Below are 22,701 nucleotides of genomic sequence, written 5' to 3'. Positions count from 1 at the left end.
TTTTGGAGGTAATTTTTATGTATATTCTTTTTAGTGTACTGGCTCTTAGTTTTATAATATTTATTCACGAGCTAGGACACTTTTTATTTGCCAAGCTTTTTAAAGTTAAGGTTGAGGTTTTTTCTGTAGGTATAGGTCCTAGCATATTAAAGTTTAAAATTAATAGTACTGAGTATAGACTTTCTCCAATCCTTCTAGGAGGATATTGTAAACTTAAAGGATTTGATCACTTGGAAAAGGAGCTTAAGGCAAATAAGGAATTAGAAGCAGATAAAGATTCTTTGTTTGGAATTTCACATTTTAAAAAAATTTTAATATATTTTGCAGGCCCTTTATTTAATTTGATTTTTTCATTTATTGTTTTTATTTTTATAAGTATGATGGGTATTATATATTTTGATTATTCTTCAAAGGTTAGTATTTTAAATAAAAATTCTTTTTTAAAAGATAAATTTAGAGATGGCGATGTTATATTAAAGGTTAATAATAAAAAAATTGAATATTTTTCTGATTTGAGAAATATTATTCCTCAAAAAAAATCCACAGTTACATTTAATATTTTAAGGGAAAAAGAAAATATTACTTTTGAAGAGGCTATTAGTTTGCAAGATTTTTTAAAAGAAATTGGCCCTTGGATTGATCTTGTGGTATCAGATGTAGTTTTAAATTCGCCTGCTAAGATTGCTGGAATTAGATCGGGTGACAAAATAATTAGCATTAATAATATTCTTTTGGAAAATAAAAGAGATTTAGATGATTTTCTTAAGAATTTAAATTCAGATATTGCAGAAATTAAGCTTGCTAGAAATGGAGAAATTTTTTCTTCAAAATTAGTATTTCAGGATAAAAAGAAAATGATTGGCGTATATTTTTCACCGCCTTTAAAAAGAATAATTAAAGTGGAAAATGTTTCAAGTGCCGTTAAAGAGTCTTTTTTTAAAGTTGTAAATGCTTTGCAAGATATTTTGCATTCTATTTTTTTATTGATAACAAATTTTTTAAATACTTCTAAGAGTGTATCAGGGCCTGTTGGAATTATAGGTATTCTCTCTTCATCTTATTCTTTGGGACTATTGTATTGGATTAATAGCATTTCTGTTTTAAGCTTAATTCTTGCTGGTATGAATTTGTTTTTTATTGTAATACCTGTTTTTGACGGAGGACAAATTTTTATTAGCTTTATTGAACTTTTGCGTGGAAAAAGATTTAAGGCTAAAACTATTTATTCTTTTTATAGCTTTGGTATTTTCTTAGCGCTATTTCTTTTTGGATTAGGACTTTTTAACGATCTAAAAGGCTTTTTGCATATATTAAATTAAAAATTAGAAATGTATTTTAGCATAAGCCAAAAGTGAGATACTGATGCGATTATTATTAATATATGAAATACATCATGCATTTTCATGTTAATTGTCGGATTGAATTTTTTACTTAATATGTACACTATTCCGCCTATTGTATATACGATTCCACCAAAAACTAGCCAAAAAAAGCCTTTTCCGCTAAGAGCTTTGTAAATGGGGTTAATTTTAAAAAGGATGATCCATCCCATAATTATAAATATAAGCCCATTAAACCAGCCAGGACTATTTGTAAATATTGCTTTGAAAATGATCCCGATTATAGCTAGGCTCCACACTATACATAAGATTATTAGTCCTGATTTGTTTGGTATAAGGATTGCACATGCAGGAGTATATGTTCCTGCTATTAGAATAAATATTGAAATGTGATCAAATTTCCTAAAGACTTTTTTTATCTTACTTCCTTTTGGAAATATGTGGTAAAGGGTACTCATTGCATATAATAGAGTCATTGAAAATCCGTAAATAAAAAATACAAGTATATGCAAATCTTTTTTCTTAAGAGCAGATATAGTAATAAGAATTGTTGTTCCAATTATAGACAAAATAATTCCAAAAAGATGCGATATAGAACTAAAGAGTTCATTTTTTGGTATTTCACTTGTATTAACATCGCTTAATGAGTACTTTTTAAGTTTGTTTTTTGTAAGCATAACTTTGCCCCCATTTGATCATTTATTTATAAAAAATATAAAATATATAATACATTACTTTAATTGTAAGTTTTTCTCAAGATTAAATTAAATCTTACTTGATTTATCTAATCTTATGGTTTATTTTGTTTTATAAAGTAAGGTGTTTTTTTGTAAAAAAAGCTTTATAATAAATAGTGTTTGTTTAAATTAGCATTGGAGAGGCTGAACATGATTAATTTTATTAAAATAATTAACTTTTCAAGTTTGCAAAAATTTTCTAAAGCACTAAGAGTGCCTATTTCTATTTTACCAGTTGCATGTTTATTGATTGGTATTGGATCTGTATTTTCAAATCCTTCTAATTTTGTTTATTTTGATAAATTCTTTTTTCAAGATGTTTTAGGTTTAATGAAAGCCATAGGCAATGCTATTCTTCTCAATATGCCTTTAATTTTTTCTATTGGAATTTCTATTGGAGTTGCAAGAATGGGACAGGGAACAGCTGCCTTAGGTGGGCTTATTGGTTATTTAACATTTAATATTGCTGAAAATTATTTTATTAAAACTTTCTCAGGACTTGTTGAAGCAGAGGCGATGTCTTCTGTGGGTCGTATAAATTTTCTTGGTGTTCAAACTTTAAATACAGGAATTGCAGGTTCTTTAGCGGTGGGGCTTTTGGTTGGCTATTTGCATAACAAATTTTATAATATGAAGTTGCCAAAGCCTTTTATTTTTTTTTCAGAGTGCCATTTTGTGCCTATAGTAATAATTTTACCTTTTTGTATTATTTTGGCAATATTTTTTTGTTTAGCTTGGTCAAGCGTTGATAAGTTAATTGCATCTTTAGGCATGTTTGTTTTTAGATTTGAATATTTTGGTAGTTTTCTTTATGGATTTTTAAATAGGCTTTTATTGCCTTTGGGATTGCATTCTATTTTATCTTTTCCTTTTGATTTTACTTCTTTAGGAGGAGTGGAGACAATTAATGGTAATATTTTTAGAGGTCTTAAGAATATATTTCATGCCCAGTTATTAGATCCATCACTTGTTAAATTTTCATCAGGTTTTGCTAAGATTAGTAGTGGATTTTATCTCTCTATTATGTTTGGACTGCCTGGAGCAGCATTAGGAGTTTATAAGGGTATTGTTCATGAGGATAAAAGCAAGGTTTCAGCTCTTCTTTTTTCTGGGGCTTTGACGGCTTTTTTGACTGGAATAACTGAACCTTTGGAATTTTTATTTATCTTTACAGCACCTTTGCTTTATTTTGTTCACACCATTTATTCAGGATTTGCATTATTGCTTGCTAATTTTTTTGATGTTACAATTGGCAATACTTTTTCTACCGGGTTTTTGGATTTTTTTATGTTTGGAATACTTCAAGGGAATTCTAAAACAAATTGGATTAGTGTAGTACCTTTAGGAGCAGTCTTTTTTGTTCTTTATTATTTTACTTTTAGTTGGCTTTATAGATATTTTGATTTTCAGATATTTGTTGTAGACGATCCATTTTTTGAAGGTCAAGAAGGCAAGCTAGAGAGTCTTGGGATTGCCCATCTTTTAATTCAAGGTCTTGGTGGATTCGATAATATTAAAAAGCTTAATGTTTGCTCTACAAGATTACATGTAGATGTTGTTAATACTGAGCTTGTTGATAATGATTTACTTAAAGAGGCTGGAGTTCTTAAGATAGGACTTGTTAATGGCAAAGTGCAGCTCTTTTATGGATCTAATGTATATTATATTAAAAAGGCTATTGACACCTATTCTCCAAGAAGTCTTTTTGAAGCTAGTGTTATGATTGCAGTTGATAATGTAAAAAAAGGTTTTAAGACTTATATTGAAATGAAAGAAGACAAAAAACTTGAAAAACAGGGTAAGTCGGGGAAAACTTATAAGCTTAGCGAATCAGAAGAAGATTGAAAGTTGAGATTATGTTTTAGTTAGCGTTTTTATGTTATAAATAAAATTTTTATTGTTGAAAAAAATCAATCTCTTTTATATACTAATTAAGTAGCCTTTGTTGCATATTTTGTAACACGATAGACCATAAGGAGTTTTAGTAATGATTAAAAGATATGAGGCGTGTTTTTTGTTTAAAAGTGAAGAAATTGAGTATAAAGGTTCTTTAGAAGAGGTTAAAAAATCTTTAGAGTTGTTTGGTGCAACTGATATTGTTAACAATTTTATTGGGGAGAGAGCCTTGGAATATCCTATCAAAAAGCAAGCTAGAGGTCGTTATGAAATAATAGAATTTAGTATGGAAGGTAGTAATTTAAAAGAACTTGAATCAAGGTTTAAGTTAATTAAAAACTTGCTTAGATATATGATTTTGGTTAAAGTAGTTAGAAAGATCAATACTAAAAAAATTAAAAGAAGAAATTTTAGAGAATTTAAAGACAGTATTGATAAAGACGGTTTTAAAGGTAGCTCTAAAATCGAAACACCAAGAGGGCCTGAAAGCACAGAGATTCAGGAAAGATAAGAGGATTTTGATGGCCGATATTAATTCATTAGTATTATCTGGTAGACTTACAAGAGATTCTGAGCTTTCTTATACAGATAGTGGTATGGCTATTCTTAGATTTTCTTTAGCTAATAATAGAAGAATGAAAAAAAATGATGAATGGATTGATTATCCACAATATTTTGATTGTGTTATTTTCTCAAAAAGAGCTGAAAGTCTCAATGAGTATCTGAAAAAGGGCAAGCAAGTTGTGGTAAGTGGATCTCTTAAATATGAAAGCTGGCAAGATAGGAATACAGGTGATAAGAAAAGTAAAGTGAATATATTTGTGGACAATTTGCAAATGTTTGGTTCAAGTTCTAATACTTTCCAAATGCAAGATTCAGATATTAATGGCTTGACAAGCCATAAAAGAGAAGATGCAATTAAGGATATTGATGCTGTTGATGATAAATTTAGCGAAGATATACCTTTTTAATGGAGTTTAAATTTATGTATAAAGATAGAGATGTAAATCAAAGAGACTCAAGATTTGAAAATCAGCAGGATGGCTTTAAAAAAAATTCAAATTTCAGATTTTTTAAGAGAAAGTCATGTAAATTTTGTGATTCTGGCAAACATCCTGATTATAAAGATTTTGATTTTCTTAAAAAGTTTATTACCGAGCAAGGTAAAATTTTACCTAAAAGAATTACGGGAACTTCTGCTAAGCATCAAAGGCGTTTGGCATTAGAAATTAAACGGGCAAGATATATGGCTTTGTTGCCTTTTGTAAAAAGATAGTTATTTTAGGGGTAATTATGAAAGTGATTTTAAGGGAAGATTTTATTAATCTCGGAAGAGAAGGGGATACCGTAGAAGTAAAAGATGGATTTGCAAGAAATTATTTGCTGCCCAAAGGTTTTGCGGTTTTTTCAAATAAACATAATATTGAGATTTTTAATCAAAAAAGAAGGTCAATATTAAAAAAGCAAGAAACAAAAAAACAGATTGCCAATGATTTGAAATCTAAGCTTGATCTTGTTAAATTAGAGTTTTTTATGAAATCCAATGATTCTGGAAAATTATTTCATAGCGTTAACAGTTTGAATATTGCTGATGAACTTTTTAAACTTGGTTTTGATATAGAGAGAAAAAAAATAGATATACATCATGGAACTTTAAAAACTTTTGGAACTTATGATGTGACAATTAAGCTTTATGAGGACATTAGTTCTATTATTAAAGTAGAGATAAAAAAAGAAGAAAAGCAAGAGGATAAAAAGTCTTTAAATAAAAATTTAAATAAAGTAAATGAGTAAACTAAGAGATGGAGTGTAGTTCGTGGCTTTAGCAGCTTTTTCAAATTCTGCACTTCTTTTTAATGATGGTGCAGAAAAAGCGGTAATTTCTAGTATATTTTATAATTCGGATAAGTTAGAGCAAATTGCTTTTCATGTAAGAGCTGATGATTTTTACAATGAAACTCACAAGTTGATTTTCAAAGCAATGGTTTCGCTTTATGAAAAAAGGGAAAATATTGATCCTATTACTGTTTTTGAAGAAGTATCTAAACATGTTTCAAAAACACAGCTTTTGATTAAAAAAGATTTAATCAATTTGCCGGACTATTTAGATTCACTGTCAGTTTATTTACCAACAGATAGAACTATAAATGTTTATGCAAAAATTGTAAAAGAACAGAGTGTTCGTAGAAGCATTTTAAATGTTTCTAAAGAACTTAATGATTATATAAATGATTCTACAAAAACTATTAATGAGGTTGTTGAAGAATCTCAGCAAAAGATTCTCTCAATTGAGTTAGATTATTCTAGTAAAAACCTCTATCATGCTAAAATTATTGCAGAACGTGTTCATAATGAGATATATGAACGTAGTATGAAGAAAAAGGAAGCAAATTTTGGCATTCCAAGTGGCTTTAGAAAAGTCGACTCTCTTATAGGGGGGTTTAGAAACAGTGATTTTATTATAGTTGGTGCTCGTCCTAGTATTGGTAAAACAGCATTTGCTTTAAATATTGCTTCTGCTATAGCTTTGAGAAAAGAAGGAAAGAAAAAAGTAGGGTTTTTTTCTCTTGAAATGACAGCGGATGCTTTAATAAAAAGAATAATATCGTCTCAATCTTGTATTGATAGCTTTAAGGTTCAAAATAGCATTTTATCTGGTCAAGAAATAAAGTTATTGAATGATATCGTAAATGAGATTAGTGATTCTGAGCTTTATATTGAAGATACTCCCAATATTAGTTTGCTAACTTTAGCAACTCAAGCTAGAAAGCTTAAGCGATTTTATGGCATAGATATAATATTTGTTGATTATATCAGTCTAATTTCTTTTGAAACAAAAAATCTTCCAAGGCACGAACAAGTTGCATCGATTAGCAAATCCCTTAAAGAGCTTGCTAGAGAGCTTGAAATTCCAATTATTGCATTATCTCAGCTTACAAGAGATACAGAAGGACGTGAACCCAATCTTGCTAGCCTAAGAGAATCAGGAGCATTAGAGCAAGACGCTGATATTGTAATTTTACTTCATAGGGATAAAGATTTTAAATTTGAGTCTTCTGCTGAGATGGAACCAATAGAAACTAAGGTTATTATAGCAAAACATAGAAATGGTCCTACAGGTAGGGCAGATATATTATTTTTACCGCACATTACCAAGTTTGTTAACAAAGATCATCATTATTAATTTAATATCCTTATTTAATGACTATTCCAATTCCTAAATAATTAAAGTTGATAGAATGTTTTTCTACTTTTTTTTCATCTATGTTATAAGCTAGAGGTACATAGCTGGCCTTTGAATATATTTTGAAAATATATTCAGTGTTGCGATATTTTAGCATTTTAAACAAAAGTCCCAATTCATTTTCAATTCCAACTTGAAGAATGTTTTTTATTCTTATTGGTCTGAAGATGCTTTTAATATTTTTGTTATTTTGATTATAGGCAAAAAATAATCCCGAAATGATGTAAGGATTGAATGTTTTTTGGGGTAAAAATTCATACATTATGCCTGATGATAATCGATTTGTAAAGCTATTATTTTCATTGTAATTGGTATAGTAATTTGTTGATATTGAGAAGTAATAGTTTATGTTTTCATTTATTTTGTAGAATATTAAATTTCTTACTTTAAGTGGGATCATAATATCAAATCCAAAATAAAAATTATTGCTTATAATATTAAATTCATTTTTCGGTTCTGATATTTTTATGCATTCTTCAGGTGTAATGATTATTCCAAATCCCCCAACGCTTAAGAAATTTTCTTTGCTTGAAAAATTTTTAATGTTTAAATTATTTGTTATGAAAAAATTGTTAGAGTAAAGTCGATAATTTATTCCAATTCCTGTTTCTGCTTCTTGTGTTTTTGAATATGTTTTAAGGCTTTTGATTTGATTTTGAGTTTGGGCGTAAAGTTTTATATTAAATCCAATATTTTCATTTTTCAAGGTGATTCCAATGCTGTTTTTGATAAAATAATCTGCAAAATAAGATAAATCTATATAATTTTCTAAATTTAAAAAATTCATGTAAGAGTAATTTAGAGCAAAGCTTAAAAATCCTCTGTAATTGTAGTTATCGTAGCTTTTTATACCCGGAATTGGACGTTTTTGATTTAAAATGAGATGAATTATGCTTTGTATTAAGTATCCCCCCCAGTCTCCAAATAATAAGTTTTTAATTCCAATGCCAAAGTCTATTTCTCCAAAATTTTTTCCATTAATTAGCAATACTATTGGAAAGTAATACATGAAACCTATCTCAATTAAGTCTGTTCTACTAATTAAAGATTTTGGTGAGTCTTCATAGCCTCTAAAAGTTAACATGTGTGCTTCTAAATTTATTATAAAATTGTATTTTGAAGTATAGGTAAAAATTAGAGATCCACTTCTCAAATCATCAAAAAAATCGCTTAATGAAAATCCAAATCCATCATTTAGTATTTCAAAATAGTATTTGTCAATACTTTCATTTTTGAATTGGATTGCATAATTGTAAGAATAAGCTTTTAGAGTAGAAATTATTAATATTATGAAAAATATTTTTTTAAAGTTCATTTTAAAATTATAGCATTTTAGCTTATTTATTAATTAATTCAGGTTAAATAGTTTATTTTTATTAAATAAACTTAGTTTTATAGTGGGCTATTTGTATTGTATAATTCAATGGAGTTGCTAAGACTTTAGGAGTAGTTTTGATGAAAAAGGTAGCTATTATTGATGGACTTAGAACGCCCAATACCAAGTTTGGAGGTTCTTTTAGGGGTTTGGATATTATTGATGAATCTTCAAAAGTTGTTAAAGCTTTACTTAAAAGAAATAAGTTGTGTGAAGTGGATGAGGTTATTATTGGAAACGTAATATCTTCAGGACTTGGTCAAAATATTGCAAGGCAAATTGCTTTGAAATCTAGTTTAGGTGACACTGTTCCCGCATTTAGTGTTAATAAAGTTTGCGGTTCTGGTCTTAAGGCTTTAGAGCTTGCATTTAATTCTATTGTTCTTGGAAATAATGATATTGTTTTAGCCGGAGGGGTAGAAGATCTAACTAATGCTCCTTATCTATTGCCCAGAAAGATTAGATTTGAAGGTCTTAAATTTGGTAATTTTGGACTTGAAGATTCAATCCAAAAAGATGCTTTGATAGATCCTCTAAATTTTATTTCCATGGGACTTACAGCAGAAAATCTTTCAGAAAAATATAAGATAACAAGAGAGATGCAAGATGAATTTGCATTTAATTCTCATTTAAAGGCGTTAAAAGCAAGAGAACTTGGATATTTTGAAAATGAAATTTATCCTTTGATTCTTTTTGATAAGAAGGCTAATTCTAGTAGGGTTGTCTCAAGTGATGAGGAAATAAGAGATAATTTAACTTTAAATAAGCTGGCATCTCTTAATCCTGTTTTTAAAGAATCAGGCACAATAACCGCTGGAAATTCTTCTAGTTTAAATGATGGGGCTTGTTTTTTAATTTTAGCAAGTGAGGAGAGAGTAAAAAGCTTAGGGATAAAACCATTAGCTTATATTGGGGGATTTAAAAGCGTGGGGCTTGATCCGCTTTATATGGGTTTTGGAGCTTATGCAGCTATTGAAGGCATTATTAGTAAATTAAGTTTAAACCCTAGAGAAATAGATTTTATTGAGGTTAATGAGGCGTTTGCTGCTCAAGCATTAAGCATTGAAAAGGCTTTGTTAAAAAAATACAATATAACTAGCGATATTATTAATGTAAATGGTGGTGCTATTGCTTTGGGACATCCATTTGCAGTTAGTGGTTCAAGAATTTTATTAACACTTTCTCGTACTATGAAAATGAAGAATAAAACAAAAGGAATAGCATCTATTTGTGTTGGCGGTGGACAGGGAATTTCTAGTTTTTTGTATAGATGAAAATATTTTATTAACTAGATTTAAATGTAAAATTTTGTTAAATTAGTGGGTAAGCGATTCTTTAATAAGAGGTTATGTTATGAAGAGTTTTTTATTTTTGGTAATATTGGGAACTGTGGGGATTAACTCTTTTGCTCAAAATACTCCTGTTGCTATTATTAATTTATATAAAAATGAAATTATTACTAAGACCAGTTTTGATTCTAAGGTTAATATATTTAAAAAGACCCAAGGCCGAGACTTAACTGATGCTGAGAAAAAGCAAGTTTTGCAAGTTTTAATAGCAGATGTTCTTTTTAGTCAAGAGGCTTCAAAACAAGGAATTAAAATTTCAGATGATGAGGTTATGCAAACAATTAGAACTCAATTTGGGCTTGTAAATCTTACTGATGAGCAAATCAAGCAGATGATAGAAAAACAAGGTACAAATTGGAGCGATCTTTTGTCTTCAATGAAAAGATCTTTATCTTCTCAAAGACTTGTCTTAAAACAAGCTCAACCTAAGTTTTCTGAAGTTAAAACTCCTAGTGAGAAAGAAATTGTTGAGTATTATGAGGCTAATAAAACTAAATTTGTAAATCCTGATATTTCAAGAGTTAGTCATGTATTTTTTTCTACTAAGGATAAAAAAAGATCAGATGTTTTAGATCAAGCAAAAAATATTTTAAGCCAAATAAGGTCAAAAAAAATTACCTTTGAAGAAGCTGTAAGAAAGTATTCAAATGATGAGTCTTCTAAAGCTAAAAATGGAGATCTTGGATTTTTGTCAAGGGATGATCAAAACGCTAAAAATCTTCTTGGAGCTGATTTTATAAAAGAGGTTTTTAATTTTAATAAGGGTGATATATCTGCGCCTATTGCTTCAAAGGAAGGGTTTCATATTGTTAAAGTTACAGAAAAATATGCCCAGAGATTTTTAGGCTTAAATGATAAAGTATCTCCTACTACAGATTTGATTGTCAAAGATGCAATAAGAAATAATATGGTTAATATTCAACAACAGCAAATTGTTGTTCAAGTGCAGCAAGATGTGTATGGTAAGCTTAACAAGTCTGCAAATATACAAATTTTGGACTCTAGTCTAAAATAAAGCATATTTTTATTTGTATAATTTTGGTATGGATTTAATGCATGAAGTTAGAATTTTGGCTTTTCAAAAGATTTATAGTATTGACATTAATCAAAGCGCAATGGACGATATTTTTGATATTTTTAATATTGAGGATAAAGGATTAGATATAGAAAATGAATCTATTAAGTCATTTTATTCTTCTTTAGTAACTGGTACTTTTAATAATTTGGAACATATTGACAGCTTGATTAGAGATATTTCCTGGAATTGGTCCTTAGATCGAATAGACAAGGTTGATCTTGCAATACTTAGAATGGGTGTTTATTCTTTGAAGTTCCAAAATTTTAGAAATTCAAAGCGCGCTGTAATTGATGAGTTGATTTTGATTGCCAAGAAATATGGTAGTAAAAACTCTTACAAATTTATAAATGGCATACTTGATGCTTTGCTTAAAAATATGGAGAATTGTATTGAAAAAAAATAAAACTTTAGTGTTCATTTTATTATTCTTATTATCGGTTTTTTCAGGAGGTTTTTATTTCTATTTCAATTTCAATCCCAATATTTTATATTTTTTAAAGGGTGAGAAAGATTTTAGCAAGCTTATTATGGGAATTGATTTTTATATCGATAAAAATCAATTTTCTGATGCAAAAAAAGCAATACGATTTTCATCATATTATGCTAATACTGAATTTAAATGGCTAGCTCTTATCAAAAGAGCTAAGGTTTGGGCTTTAAATACAGGCGACTACCATCTTATGGGAGATATTGTAAATCTTAGTGTTAAAGTTTTGCCAGGTAATTTGAAACTAAGAGCTTTAGAGGTTTATTCTAAGCTTAAAATTGGGTCTTTAAAAGATGCTTATAGAATTGCAAATCAATATCTTTTAAATAGCGAAGAGTATCAAAGTCTTTATGATGAAGTTTTTATAAAAAATTTAAGTTCAGATAATAATGTTTTAGATTTTAATAAATTTATTAATAAAATTTATAGAGAAAAGGATCCTCGTGTTTTTGAAGAGATAGGTTTAAATCTTAAAAATAATGCATTTTTAGTAAATGCAATGCTTTTGCATATAGAGAAAAAAAATATAGATGCTGCTAAGAGCATACTTTTTAAAATTAAAGAAGACAAAAATTTTTTAAAAGAGCTTGCGTATATTTCATACAATCTTAATGATTTAGATTTTACAATTTCCAATCTTAAGTTGCTTAAAAATGAAAATGACCCCACTTTACTTTTTTTGCTTGCCGATGCTTATTTTAAAAAAGGAGATATCAAGAGTGCTAAGAATGAGTATTTAAAGCTTTATACAAAATTTCCCGATTATAATGTTCTTGTTTATTTAAATCTTGCACTTATAGCTAATAATGAGAATGATTTTAAAAGAGCAATTTCTTATTTAAATAAAGCTAATGAGCTGTTTAAAGACAATAAAATAATAAATTATTATTTAGCAAACATATACTTTAAAATTAAAAATTATTTTAAAGCTAATGAAATTATAACTAATTACAAGGAAGATCCCTTATTTTTTAAAATTTATTTTGCGTTAAATTATGCAAATTCTGAGTATGAGGCAAAAAAGTCTTATTTGTGGCGATTATTTTACAAGACAGAGTACAATCCTATTATTGCTCAAGTTTTGGCTTGGAATTTGTTGATTTATTCAGATTTAAAGGATTTAGATTTATTTTTTAAAATTTATAATTTTTCTGAAAATAGACAAGATTGGTATAATTTTTATAAATTTTATTATTATTTTCTTAAAAAAGATTTTGCTGGCTCAAAAAGAGTAATTTTTGATAATAAATCTCAAAAATATATGTTTGGAATTTATTATAATCTTGGAGTTTTGAGCTTTTCTAAGAAAGATTATAAAGAAGCAGAAAGATATTTTAATAAAGGAATATCTTTATTGCCTAGTAGTTTTTATGATAAAGATGCTAGCACTCATTATGAGCGTGAGCTTGTATCAAAAATCTACTTAAAACAAGGAATTAATTATCTTTATTTGGGGAAAATGGAAAAAGGCAAAGAGTCTATTTTGGCTTCTTATTCTTTTTACAAAACTGATGAAGGAAGGCTTTATAAAAATATGATAGATACACTTAGAGAAAGGAAGTTAAATTTTGACTAAACTAAGATTAAAGTCCAAAGATGAAATTAAAAAAATAAAAGCTTCAGCGAATTTGTTAGCGCTTACTTTGTTAGAAGTAGAAAAAAATATTGCTCCTGGTATTAGCACCAAGGAACTTGATTTGATAGCCTATGATTTTATTATTAAAAATAAAGCTAAGCCCGCTTTTAAAGGATATCATGGGTTTAAGGGTACTATTTGTGCTTCTGTTAATGAAGAGGTTATTCATGGTATTCCTGGGAAAAGAAAACTAGCTGGTGGGGATATTATCAGTATTGATTGTGGGGTTATTCTTGATGGATTTTATAGTGATATGGCAAAAACTTTTAAAGTAGGAAGTGTAGACCCTAGTATCGATAAACTTTTAGAAGTTACAAATGCTTCTCTTTACAAAGGTATTGCTGAGATGAAAGTGGGAAATAGAATTTTAAATATATCAAAAGCAATAGAAGAGCATATAAAACCATTTGGTTTTGGAATAGTTAGGGAATATACGGGGCATGGTGTTGGATTCCAACTTCACGAAGAACCAAGTGTTCCAAATTATTATGCTCCTTTTTTTAAAAATATTAGAATTCAAGAAGGTATGGTTTTAGCTATTGAGCCTATGGTAAACTTAAAAGGGCATAAGATTTCAATAAAAAGTGATGGTTGGACTGTTTTTGCATCTGATCTTAGTTATTCTGCGCACTTTGAACATACTGTTGCTGTTGTTGACGGATTGCCTTTAATTTTAAGTGAAGTTTAAATTTTAAATTAATCAAATATTAAATATTTTATTTATAAAATAAAGTAATTATGTGGAGGTTGTAAAAGTGGAAAAAAAGTTTTTTTCTGGATTTATTCTAAGTTTTTTGGCCTTAGGTATTGGATTTTTTATTGGAATGCATTATCTAGATTATAATAAAAGTAATATTGTTTTTGCAGAAGAAAAGGACAATACAGTACAAGCCTTACAAGATTCTTTTAGAGAAGTTTCTAAAAAAATTTTACCATCGTCTGTAGAAGTTCATGCAACAGGGGTAATTAAGAAGAGTTTTCCTATTCCATTTTTCTTTTTCGATATGCCAGAATTTGATTCTGAGAGAAAAAGCAATTGGGCAGGGTCTGGAGTAATAATTGGTAGAGATTCTCAAAAAAAATCATTATTTTATGTGGTTACAAATAGTCACGTAGTAGATAAGGCAACTGAGCTTGAGGTTGTATCTTATGATAAAAAAAAGCATAAGGCTAAGTTAATTGGCAAAGATGAAAAAAAGGATATTGCTCTTATTAGCTTTGAAAGCAATGACGCAACTATTAAAGTAGCTGATCTTGGCGATAGCGATAAGCTTGAAATAGGTGATTGGGTTATGGCCGTGGGGAGTCCTTTTCAATTTAGTTTTACAGTTACAGCAGGTATTGTAAGTGGATTACAACGCTCTGCAAATCCTAATTTGCAATCAAGAAATTTATTTATTCAAACTGATGCTGCAATCAACAGAGGTAATTCAGGTGGCCCTCTTGTAAATATAAAAGGCGAAGTTATTGGGATTAATGCTTGGATAGCTTCAACTTCTGGTGGAAATATTGGGTTAGGTTTTGCAATTCCTGTTAACAATATTAAAAGTACTGTAGATTTTTTCCTTAAAGGTAAAAAAATTGAATCAGCATGGCTTGGAATTTCTTTTTACCCGCTAAGGACAAGAGATTCTGAAGTGCTAAAAAGCTTAGGGGTTGAGGGCAATGATGTTTCAGCAGCAATTATTGCTTCTCTTTATCCAGGTTCACCCGCTGTTAAGTCAGGGCTTAGAGCAGGAGACATTATTGCGAAGGTTAATGAGGTTCCCATGAGCGTTTTTCAAGACGTTACATCATATATTAGTGATTTTTATGCTGGTGAGAAAGTAAATGTAGAAATTTTAAGAGGTAATGTCAAAAAAAATATTGAGATTATTCTTGCTGTTAGACCTAAGGAAAAAGAACTTGCTTCTTTAAAAATGTTTCCAGGTTTTGTTGTATATCCATTAGTTGAGGATATTAAAGCTCAGCTTAATTTAAGAAATTGGATTAAAGGTGTTGTTGTTGACCATATCGATAAAAATTTAGCATCAAATATTAAGATGAAATCAGGAGATGTAATTCTTTCTGTAAATTCAAAAAGTGTTTCTAATTTAAGAGAATTTTATGATGCTCTTAAGATTGGTAAAAATACTTATAAAATTTTAAGAGGCAATGATTCTTTTAATGTTTCTTTTTAGTGAATTTTAGTTTTGGGTTAAGAGTTTATCTTAACCCTTTTTTGGTTTGCGTATAATTTGTTAAACTTCGTTTTAGATGGTGATATTTTTATTTTGAGTATCTATTTATAAGGTATTTTTACAGGCAGAATATTTTGATTAAACAAAATTTATTATTATTAAGAAGGAATAAGTTTAAATTATGAAAAAATATATTTCTTATGAAGAGATAAGAATTAATGGGTTTAAGCTTGCTTATAAAATTTATAAAGATGGATTTATTCCAGATATTATGTATGTCTCTTTGAGAGGGGGAGCCTATCTTGGTAATATTATTAGTGAATTTTTTAAATTTGTAAAAGTAGATAAACCCCTTTTATATGCCGCTGTTGTTGCTAGATCTTATGATATTTTTAATGAGCAAAAAAAGATAATGATAGATGGTTGGACTTATGATCCAAAATATTTAAGGGCAGGCGATAAAGTTTTATTTGTTGATGATATTTTTGATACGGGCCGTACTATTGTTTATTTAAGAGGTGAGGTTTTAAAAAAAGGTATAGAGAATAAAAATGTTAAAATAGCAGTTTACGATTATAAGGATCATGGATTTGTAGATTATATTCCTGATTATTATGTTAATAAATATTCTAGCCAAGAAGAATTAAATACTTGGATTCATTATGGAAATCATGAACTGACTGGATTGAATGAAAGTGAATATTTAAATAGTTTTGAATATATAGATGATGAGCTTAATGAGATTTTAAAATTTTTAGCAAAAAATAAATCTTAATTATTGTCTTCTATATATTCTATTAAAGAATATCCTTTTGTTTTTAACATTTTAATTATTATTCCTAAATTATCTTTTAATATTGGGCCGATTAAGACATGAGTTTTTTTGGTTCTAACTGGAAATTCATTAGTATTTTTAATTACTTCAAAGTTATCATTTTTATAGCTAGGGTAGACCTTAATATAATGATTTGTTGTGGAATTTCCAACATTTGCGGTGTTTTGATTGATGTTATTGCTTAAATTCCTGTTAGGATAATTAATTTTTTTTGATTTTTGTATGTATATATTGGAATTTATATTTTTTTTGCTGTTTTCATCTTTTTTTAAAATCGATTCTTTTCTAATTTTTTTGAGATTTGAGTTTGAATCGTAAGTCTTAATTTTTTTTTTTATTTTTGTTTCTATGTTTGAAAATAATTCTAATTTATTGTTTAATTTTTCATCTTTTACTGGAAATAATCTTAATACAAAAAGAAAGAGTAGCATTAATTTGTAGAGTTTTTTTAATCTCATTTCTTTGTTTCCTTTTTTTGATTAAAAATAAAGATTTTTAGGAGTCCTTGGGAATGGTATTGAATCTCTTATATTAGATACTCCCGTTGAGTATTGCACTAATCTTTCAAGTCCAAGCCCGAAACCAGAATGAGGAGTGGAGCCAAATCTTCTTAGATCAAGATACCAGTTTAGATGCTCAATGTTTAGATTTAATTCTTTTATTCTATTTTCTAATTTCTGTAAGTCATCTTCTCTTTCGCTTCCTCCTATAATCTCTCCAATTCTTGGAACAAGTATATCCATTCCTTTGACGGTTTTGTTATCTTTGTTTATTTTCATGTAAAATGCTTTAAAATTTTTTGGGTAATCAATAACCACTACTGGCTTTTTAAAAGTCTTTTCTGTTAAGAATCTCTCGTGATCTGTTTGCAAATCTATTCCCCAGTAAGGTTTTATTTCGAAATTTTTTCTTGAGCTTTCAAGAATTTCAATTGCTTTAGTATAGGTAATAACTTCAAAATTTGAGTTTATTACGTTTTCTAATTTTTTGATTAAACCTTTTTCGATGTAATTTTCTAAAAAATCCATATCTTGTGAGCATTCATTTAAAATTGAACTTAAAAGATATTTTAAGAGGTCTTCTGCTAGAGTAATGTTGTCGTTAAGTTTGTAAAAAGCCATTTCTGGTTCTATCATCCAGAATTCTGAAGCGTGGCGTGTAGTATTAGAATTTTCTGCTCGAAATGTTGGACCGAATGTGTATATTTTAGATAAAGCCATTGCATATGCTTCACCGTGCAATTGACCAGTAACAGATAGAAAAGCTTCTTTTCCAAAAAAATCATCTTTAAAATCAATATTACTAAGTGTATTGGTTGGTTTGTTGAATTTTAATGTGGAAACTCTAAATAGTTCCCCAGCGCCTTCTCCATCATTCGATGTAATTATTGGTGTATTAATATAGAAAAATCCATTTTTTTGGAAATATTCATGAATCTTGTATGAAATTTTATTTCTTACTCTAGCAATAGCTCCAAATGTGTTGGTTCTTATTCTTAAATGAGGTATTTCTCTTAAAAATTCAAAGGTATGTCTTTTTTTTTGCAGTGGGTAAGTTTTCGAATCTGTTTCTCCGATTACATTGAAACTATATGTTTTTATTTCATAATTTTGTCCTTTTGCAGGACTTTCCACTAATAGACCTGTTAACGATATGCTTGCTCCTGTTGTTAATTTTTTTAGATCTTTTTCAGCAAATTGACTTTCTTCTTCGTTTATTACAGCTTGAATTCCTTTAAGCGTTGAACCGTCATTAATTTCTATAAATCCAATCTTGCCATTACTTCTTTTGGTTCTAATCCAACCGTTTACTGTAACATTGCTGTTTAAAATTGGATTTTCTAAAATATTTTTAATGCTTGAAAACATTTTATTTATCACCTTAAAATTTATTAATATTGCTAAATCAATTTTATTATAGCTTAAAACCTTTTTTAAAAAAACATTCAAAACATTTTTTATTATTTTAATTCTTGAAATTAACTTGGTTAATATTTATACTATGATTTTTAGGAGTGATTATTATTTTGTAATGAAAAATTTCAAAGAAGTAATAATTGTTTTTGATTCAGGAGTAGGAGGGCTTTCTTATTTTAAGTATATTAAAAGTAAAATCAAGGGATGCCAATATGTTTATGTTGCCGATAATAAAAATTTTCCTTATGGAGAGAAGAGCCCAGAATATCTTTTAGAAGCAGTTTTGTGTTTAATTGAGAAATTTAAAAGAATCTATAATATTGGTGCATTAATTTTGGCTTGCAACACAATTTCTGTTAGTGTTTACAATAAATTAGATTTGGTTTTTCCAGTAGTCTATACTTTGCCAGAGATAAGTTCAGCTTCAGAGCTTGCTTTAAAAAGAGTTCTTTTGATTGCAACAAATACTACTCTTGAAAGCAAATTTGTTAAAGATCAAGTAAATATGCATTATGATTTGATTGTAAAATCTGCCGGAGAGCTTGTTAATTTTGTTGAATATGGAGAGAAGTTTAAAAAAGATGCTCGTAGCTGTTTAGAAGCTTTAAAATTTGAAGTTGCAAACACCGGTAGAGAAATTGTTTTTCTTGGATGCACGCATTATTTGCATATTAAGTCAATGATAGAAGATTTTTTAAAAATTCCTGTTTATGAGAATCGTGAATTAGTGGTACAAAATCTTATTAGGATAATGAATTTATCCGAACGTAAACGAAGCTATTATGAAAATGATATTCATTTTGTAGATGAATTTTATTTGACTAGAAACGAAAATTTGACTTTTTATCAAAATTTTTGCAAAAAATATAATCTCCACTTTAAAGGAACGATAGTTTGAATTATCTTAAATTTGAAGTTATTTGGGGAGTTAATAATATATATTCTATTTTAGAGCTTGGCAGTAAATTAATTTATGAGGGAATTTTTAAGGGCAAGGTATTAGAAACAGGTTGTAAGGAGTATAGCCCTTTAGTTCCAGGAGATGTAGTCTTGGGATATATTTATAGTTCTCGTAAGGTGTATATTGATAGGCGAATAAATAGAAAAAATATTCTTTGGCGCTATAACAGAAAAGCAGATCTCAGGCAGACAATTGTTTCTAATGTTGATAATGTTTTGATTGTAAATTCTGCTAACTTTCCTGAGATGAAAAATTTTTTTATTGACAGGGTTCTTGTTGTTGCAGAAGAGCAAAATATTGTTCCTGTTATTGTGATTAATAAAATTGATAAAGGAATAAGCCGGAAGGTTGAAGAATTTTCTGAAATTTATAAAAATCTAGGATACAAGGTTTTAAAAACTTCTGTTAAAACTTTTGAGGGCATCGAAGAAGTAAAAGAGATTTTGAGAAATTCAAGAACTTCTTTTATTGGTCAGTCTGGTGTTGGAAAATCTTCATTAATAAATTTGATTGATTCAAGAGCTTCTCAATCAGTAAATGAAATCTCACATAGGTATTCTAGAGGAAAACATACCACTGTTTATTCAATATCATTTCATTCTGAGAGCGGGATAATAGTTGATACTCCCGGAATAAAAGAGTTTGGAATTGAAACATTACCTTTTGAGAATCTTAAGTATTATTTTAAAGAGTTTGAAAATCTTGCTAGTTTTTGTAAATATAAATCCTGTTTACATGTTAGCGAACCTTGTTGTTTTGTTACAAGCTCTTTAGGTAATGGTATTTCCAAGCTTAGGTATGAAAGTTATTTAAAGATTTTATCAGAGCTTAAAAATTATAAAAATTATGCAAGATAAATATTTAAAAAATATTGATTTTTATGAAATTTTATCTTTAGTATCTAAGTATGTTTCTAGTCCAGACACTGTTAATTTACTAAATAATCAAGAAATATTAAAAACAAGAGAAAGTTTAGAGAAAATGTTTTCTTTTGTGAATCTCATTAAAATGCTTTTTGAGAGTTGTAAAGGATATCCAAACTCTTTTATAAATAGCTTAAAATATCCCATTTCATTATTAACAAAAGAAAATTCAAGAGTTTCTATTGAAAATTTGAAAGATATTATAGAGTTTTTAGATGAGGTTTTGCGAATAAATTTATTTTTACATAAAAATATCGATATCAAGCATTTTAATGTGCGGATTTTATTCGATTTATTATTTTTAAGTCCAGAGCTAAGAAATTTGCTTAGTGAATTAAAAGAATATATAGATGTTGATGCTCTTGAATTAAAAAGTGGTGTTGTAAAAGAATATGATTCGATTGAATTTGAGATTAAAAATTTGAATAGACGAGTTGAAAAACAGATAAAAAGAATAATTAGCTTGAATTTAGAATATTTGGCTTCTAATTTTGTTTATTATAAATCTAATAAATATACTCTTGCTCTTAAGTCTAATTTTAAAGGTAAAGTCAAGGGTAATGTTATTTCTGTTTCGTCATCAGGTGGAACATTTTATATTGAACCAAATGATATTGTAAATGATAACAATAGATTAAATTTTTTAAATTTAGAAAAAAAAAGAATAATTTTAAAAATTTTGCAGAACCTTTCTGATAAGGTTCATAGTAACATTGTTCTTTTAGATAATCTTTATAATAATTTTTTGTATTATGATTCTTTAAAGGCACGAGCGATTTATGGAATCAAAACTAAAGGGGTATTTCCTGAGATTTCAAATGCATTGAATATTTTTGATGCACACCATCCTTTGTTAAAGGATTCAAAGGCAATAACTTTTACTCCTGCTGAAAATCGTGTTGTAATTATTACCGGTCCTAATGCTGGTGGAAAAACGGTAACTTTAAAGACAATTGGACTGCTTAGTGCAATGTTCCAATTTGGGATCCCTATTCTTGTTAGTGAGGCTAGCACTTTTAAAATTTTTGATAACATTTTCATTGATATTGGTGATGAGCAGTCAATTTCTAATTCCCTTTCGACTTTTTCAAGCCATATGAGCAATATTTCTTATATTTTAAAACATAGTACAAAAAATAGTCTTGTAATATTTGATGAATTTTGCTCAGGAACAGACATTGATCAAGGACAGGCGCTTGCTATTTCAATTCTTGAATATCTAATTAATATTAATTCTTATGTTTTAATATCAACTCATTATAACGCTCTTAAATATTTTGCATATACTAATGAGGGGGTTATTAATGCTTCTATGCGTATGGATTTAGAGACAATGCAACCCAATTATAATTTAGTTTTTTCCATTCCTGGTGAAAGTTATGCGTTTAATGTTGCTAGTAGAGTTTTGATTGACAGTAGTATAATAATGCGTGCTAATGAGATTTATTTATCTCAAAAAACAGAAGTTAATAAAATTTTAGAAAGATTAATAGAAAAAGAGAAAGATTTGATTTTAATTAAAGAAAGCATGAATAAGAAATTAATCCAAATAGAATTACAAGAAAAAGAAGTGGAAAATATTTATCAAGATCTTTTATTAAAAGAAAAAAATATTGAGACAGAGCTTTTAAATGAGCAGAATGAATTTTTAAAAAATTCAAGAAAAGCTTTAGAAAATTTAGTTAGAGAAATAAAAGAAGGCAATGTTAATATTGCAAAAAATAAAGCTTTTATATCAGATTTAGAAAAAAATATAGACTTAAAGTTAAATAAAGTAAATTCTATTAACAATAAGGGAAATATATCAACAGATTTTAAAATAGGAGACGTGGTTAGAATAGTTAATTCTAATGCAAAAGGAAAAATAGTTGGGATTTCTAAAAAGAAGGTTACTGTTAATGTAGGTGCTTTTAATATTAGTGTTTCTAGTTCAGAGATATCTTTGGAAAACTTTATAGAGCAAAAAAAAGAAGGCAGTAAAAATTTTAGCTTTTCAATTGATTATAATAAGGAGAACTCGGTAAGTTTTACTATTGATATTAGAGGTATGAGGTCTGTTGATGCTCTAGACTTTTTGAATAAGAAAATAGATAATATTATATTAAATGGCATTAATAAATTTGAGATCATCCATGGAAAAGGGGAGGGTTATCTTATGAGGGAAGTTCATAATCTGTTAAAAGAGTTTAAGTTTGTTAAAAAATATTATTTTGCTCATCCCAGTGATGGAGGGGCTGGAAAAACTATAGTTGAGATTTAATTTAAGTGAATATAGCAAAATTTGATGAATTTGAAAATATATTGTTCCACATTTGTCTTGATGTTGATTTTGTGCTTGAAGATGAATTTGGAAATTCTTATGATATTCATCCCAATAGACCTTTTAGGGGCAAGGCTGCAAACGGTCTTTTGGATGGTCTTTTTAGCGTTACAACAACCTTTACATCAGGCTATGGATCTAGGTTTGGAAGAGGTTATTTGATTATTATTGAGATATTGACTTTAAATTTTGTTGATGGTGAGTTTTGGGATAAGATAAATAGAAGAGGTATTGAAATCTTCAGAGAAGAGCTTAAAAATAAATTTCCAAGCAAAAATCTTGAGATAGTGCTTGATGGCAATGTTTATAAAATTATTGGGCCATTTTTTTAATGGTTGTATTATTTCTAATAATTGAGAGTTAATATCTTCTTTAAAGAAGTATTTTTGTACTAATTTTAGTATGTCTTATTAATATTATAATG

General features: G+C 28.2%; 22 protein-coding genes. 18 read left to right on the top strand and 4 right to left on the bottom strand.

What is annotated here, in order from left to right; translation table 11 throughout:
- Positions 1–17: 17 nt before the first annotated feature.
- Positions 18–1,319: an RIP metalloprotease RseP gene (gene rseP, locus QIA31_RS01105; protein ID WP_301393854.1), complete on the top strand. Its 1,302-nt coding sequence runs from the start codon at positions 18–20 to the stop codon at positions 1,317–1,319.
- Here the strand turns inward: rseP and trhA are convergent.
- Positions 1,316–2,017: a PAQR family membrane homeostasis protein TrhA gene (trhA, locus tag QIA31_RS01100; RefSeq protein WP_301385415.1), complete on the bottom strand. Its 702-nt coding sequence runs from the start codon at positions 2,015–2,017 to the stop codon at positions 1,316–1,318. The two genes, rseP and trhA, sit on opposite strands and share 4 nt — an antisense overlap.
- 210 nt (positions 2,018–2,227) lie before the next feature.
- On the opposite strand from trhA, the gene QIA31_RS01095 reads away from it, so the two are divergent.
- From QIA31_RS01095 to dnaB, 6 genes are all read left to right on the top strand, one after another.
- Positions 2,228–3,922: a PTS transporter subunit EIIC gene (locus tag QIA31_RS01095; protein ID WP_301393851.1), complete on the top strand. Its 1,695-nt coding sequence runs from the start codon at positions 2,228–2,230 to the stop codon at positions 3,920–3,922.
- A gap of 142 nt (positions 3,923–4,064) precedes the next feature.
- Complete coding sequence (gene rpsF / locus QIA31_RS01090; RefSeq protein WP_301393848.1) at positions 4,065–4,484, top strand: 30S ribosomal protein S6; 420 nt, start codon at positions 4,065–4,067, stop codon at positions 4,482–4,484.
- 10 nt (positions 4,485–4,494) lie between these two features.
- The gene (locus tag QIA31_RS01085; protein ID WP_301393846.1) at positions 4,495–4,944 is read left to right on the top strand and encodes a single-stranded DNA-binding protein; all 450 of its coding nucleotides are present in this window, start codon (positions 4,495–4,497) and stop codon (positions 4,942–4,944) included.
- Positions 4,945–4,958: 14 nt separating this feature from the next.
- Positions 4,959–5,249: a 30S ribosomal protein S18 gene (rpsR, locus tag QIA31_RS01080; protein ID WP_301393843.1), complete on the top strand. Its 291-nt coding sequence runs from the start codon at positions 4,959–4,961 to the stop codon at positions 5,247–5,249.
- Positions 5,250–5,266: 17 nt separating this feature from the next.
- Positions 5,267–5,767, top strand: coding sequence for a 50S ribosomal protein L9 (gene rplI, locus QIA31_RS01075; RefSeq protein WP_301393840.1), 501 nt, complete (start codon positions 5,267–5,269; stop codon positions 5,765–5,767).
- 22 nt (positions 5,768–5,789) lie between these two features.
- Positions 5,790–7,157: a replicative DNA helicase gene (dnaB, locus tag QIA31_RS01070; RefSeq protein ID WP_151060592.1), complete on the top strand. Its 1,368-nt coding sequence runs from the start codon at positions 5,790–5,792 to the stop codon at positions 7,155–7,157.
- Positions 7,158–7,167: 10 nt separating this feature from the next.
- Here dnaB and QIA31_RS01065 read toward each other — a convergent pair whose 3' ends face one another.
- Complete coding sequence (locus tag QIA31_RS01065; protein WP_301393837.1) at positions 7,168–8,532, bottom strand: hypothetical protein; 1,365 nt, start codon at positions 8,530–8,532, stop codon at positions 7,168–7,170.
- Positions 8,533–8,672: 140 nt separating this feature from the next.
- On the opposite strand from QIA31_RS01065, the gene QIA31_RS01060 reads away from it, so the two are divergent.
- From QIA31_RS01060 to QIA31_RS01030, 7 genes are all read left to right on the top strand, one after another.
- Positions 8,673–9,866 carry an acetyl-CoA C-acyltransferase gene (locus tag QIA31_RS01060; protein ID WP_301393834.1) on the top strand — a complete coding sequence of 398 codons (1,194 nt, stop codon included), beginning with the start codon at positions 8,673–8,675 and terminating at the stop codon, positions 9,864–9,866.
- 79 nt (positions 9,867–9,945) lie between these two features.
- A complete protein-coding gene (locus QIA31_RS01055) occupies positions 9,946–10,956 on the top strand; it encodes a peptidylprolyl isomerase (protein ID WP_301393830.1) in 1,011 nt (336 codons plus the stop codon).
- A gap of 37 nt (positions 10,957–10,993) precedes the next feature.
- Positions 10,994–11,422, top strand: a complete 429-nt coding sequence (gene nusB, locus QIA31_RS01050) for a transcription antitermination factor NusB (RefSeq protein WP_301394451.1) — start codon at positions 10,994–10,996, stop codon at positions 11,420–11,422.
- A complete protein-coding gene (locus QIA31_RS01045; protein ID WP_301393828.1) occupies positions 11,409–13,082 on the top strand; it encodes a tetratricopeptide repeat protein in 1,674 nt (557 codons plus the stop codon). The genes nusB and QIA31_RS01045 overlap by 14 nt, the downstream gene beginning before the upstream one ends.
- On the top strand, positions 13,075–13,830 hold the full coding sequence (gene map, locus QIA31_RS01040) for a type I methionyl aminopeptidase (protein WP_301393825.1): 756 nt from the start codon (positions 13,075–13,077) through the stop codon (positions 13,828–13,830). The genes QIA31_RS01045 and map overlap by 8 nt, the downstream gene beginning before the upstream one ends.
- Positions 13,831–13,897: 67 nt before the next feature.
- A complete protein-coding gene (gene htrA / locus QIA31_RS01035; RefSeq protein WP_301385399.1) occupies positions 13,898–15,322 on the top strand; it encodes a DegQ family serine endoprotease HtrA in 1,425 nt (474 codons plus the stop codon).
- A gap of 181 nt (positions 15,323–15,503) precedes the next feature.
- Positions 15,504–16,097: a phosphoribosyltransferase gene (locus QIA31_RS01030; protein WP_151060598.1), complete on the top strand. Its 594-nt coding sequence runs from the start codon at positions 15,504–15,506 to the stop codon at positions 16,095–16,097.
- On the opposite strand, the gene QIA31_RS01025 is transcribed toward QIA31_RS01030, so the two are convergent.
- Entirely contained in the window at positions 16,094–16,615 is a 522-nt protein-coding gene (locus QIA31_RS01025; protein ID WP_301385397.1) for a hypothetical protein, read from the bottom strand. The genes QIA31_RS01030 and QIA31_RS01025 overlap by 4 nt on opposite strands.
- A gap of 21 nt (positions 16,616–16,636) precedes the next feature.
- Positions 16,637–18,025, bottom strand: coding sequence for an asparagine--tRNA ligase (asnS, locus tag QIA31_RS01020; protein WP_301394450.1), 1,389 nt, complete (start codon positions 18,023–18,025; stop codon positions 16,637–16,639).
- Positions 18,026–18,188: 163 nt separating this feature from the next.
- Here asnS and murI point away from each other — a divergent pair, with 163 nt between their 5' ends.
- From murI to QIA31_RS01000, 4 genes are read left to right on the top strand one after another with little or no spacing between them, the layout of a single operon-like run.
- The gene (murI, locus tag QIA31_RS01015) at positions 18,189–18,971 is read left to right on the top strand and encodes a glutamate racemase (protein ID WP_301394449.1); all 783 of its coding nucleotides are present in this window, start codon (positions 18,189–18,191) and stop codon (positions 18,969–18,971) included.
- Positions 18,968–19,891, top strand: coding sequence for a ribosome small subunit-dependent GTPase A (gene rsgA, locus QIA31_RS01010; RefSeq protein ID WP_301393823.1), 924 nt, complete (start codon positions 18,968–18,970; stop codon positions 19,889–19,891). The genes murI and rsgA overlap by 4 nt, the downstream gene beginning before the upstream one ends.
- Positions 19,881–22,217, top strand: coding sequence for an endonuclease MutS2 (locus QIA31_RS01005; protein WP_301393820.1), 2,337 nt, complete (start codon positions 19,881–19,883; stop codon positions 22,215–22,217). Before rsgA ends, QIA31_RS01005 begins: the two co-directional genes overlap by 11 nt.
- A 5-nt stretch (positions 22,218–22,222) precedes the next feature.
- Positions 22,223–22,609: a hypothetical protein gene (locus QIA31_RS01000; protein WP_151060604.1), complete on the top strand. Its 387-nt coding sequence runs from the start codon at positions 22,223–22,225 to the stop codon at positions 22,607–22,609.
- The last annotated feature ends 92 nt before the right edge of the window (positions 22,610–22,701 follow it).

Origin of the sequence: [Borrelia] turdi (assembly GCF_030439285.2) — a bacterium.
Taxonomy (GTDB): Bacteria; Spirochaetota; Spirochaetia; order Borreliales; family Borreliaceae; genus Borreliella; species Borreliella turdi.
This window is presented reverse-complemented; position numbering and strand designations above follow the sequence as displayed.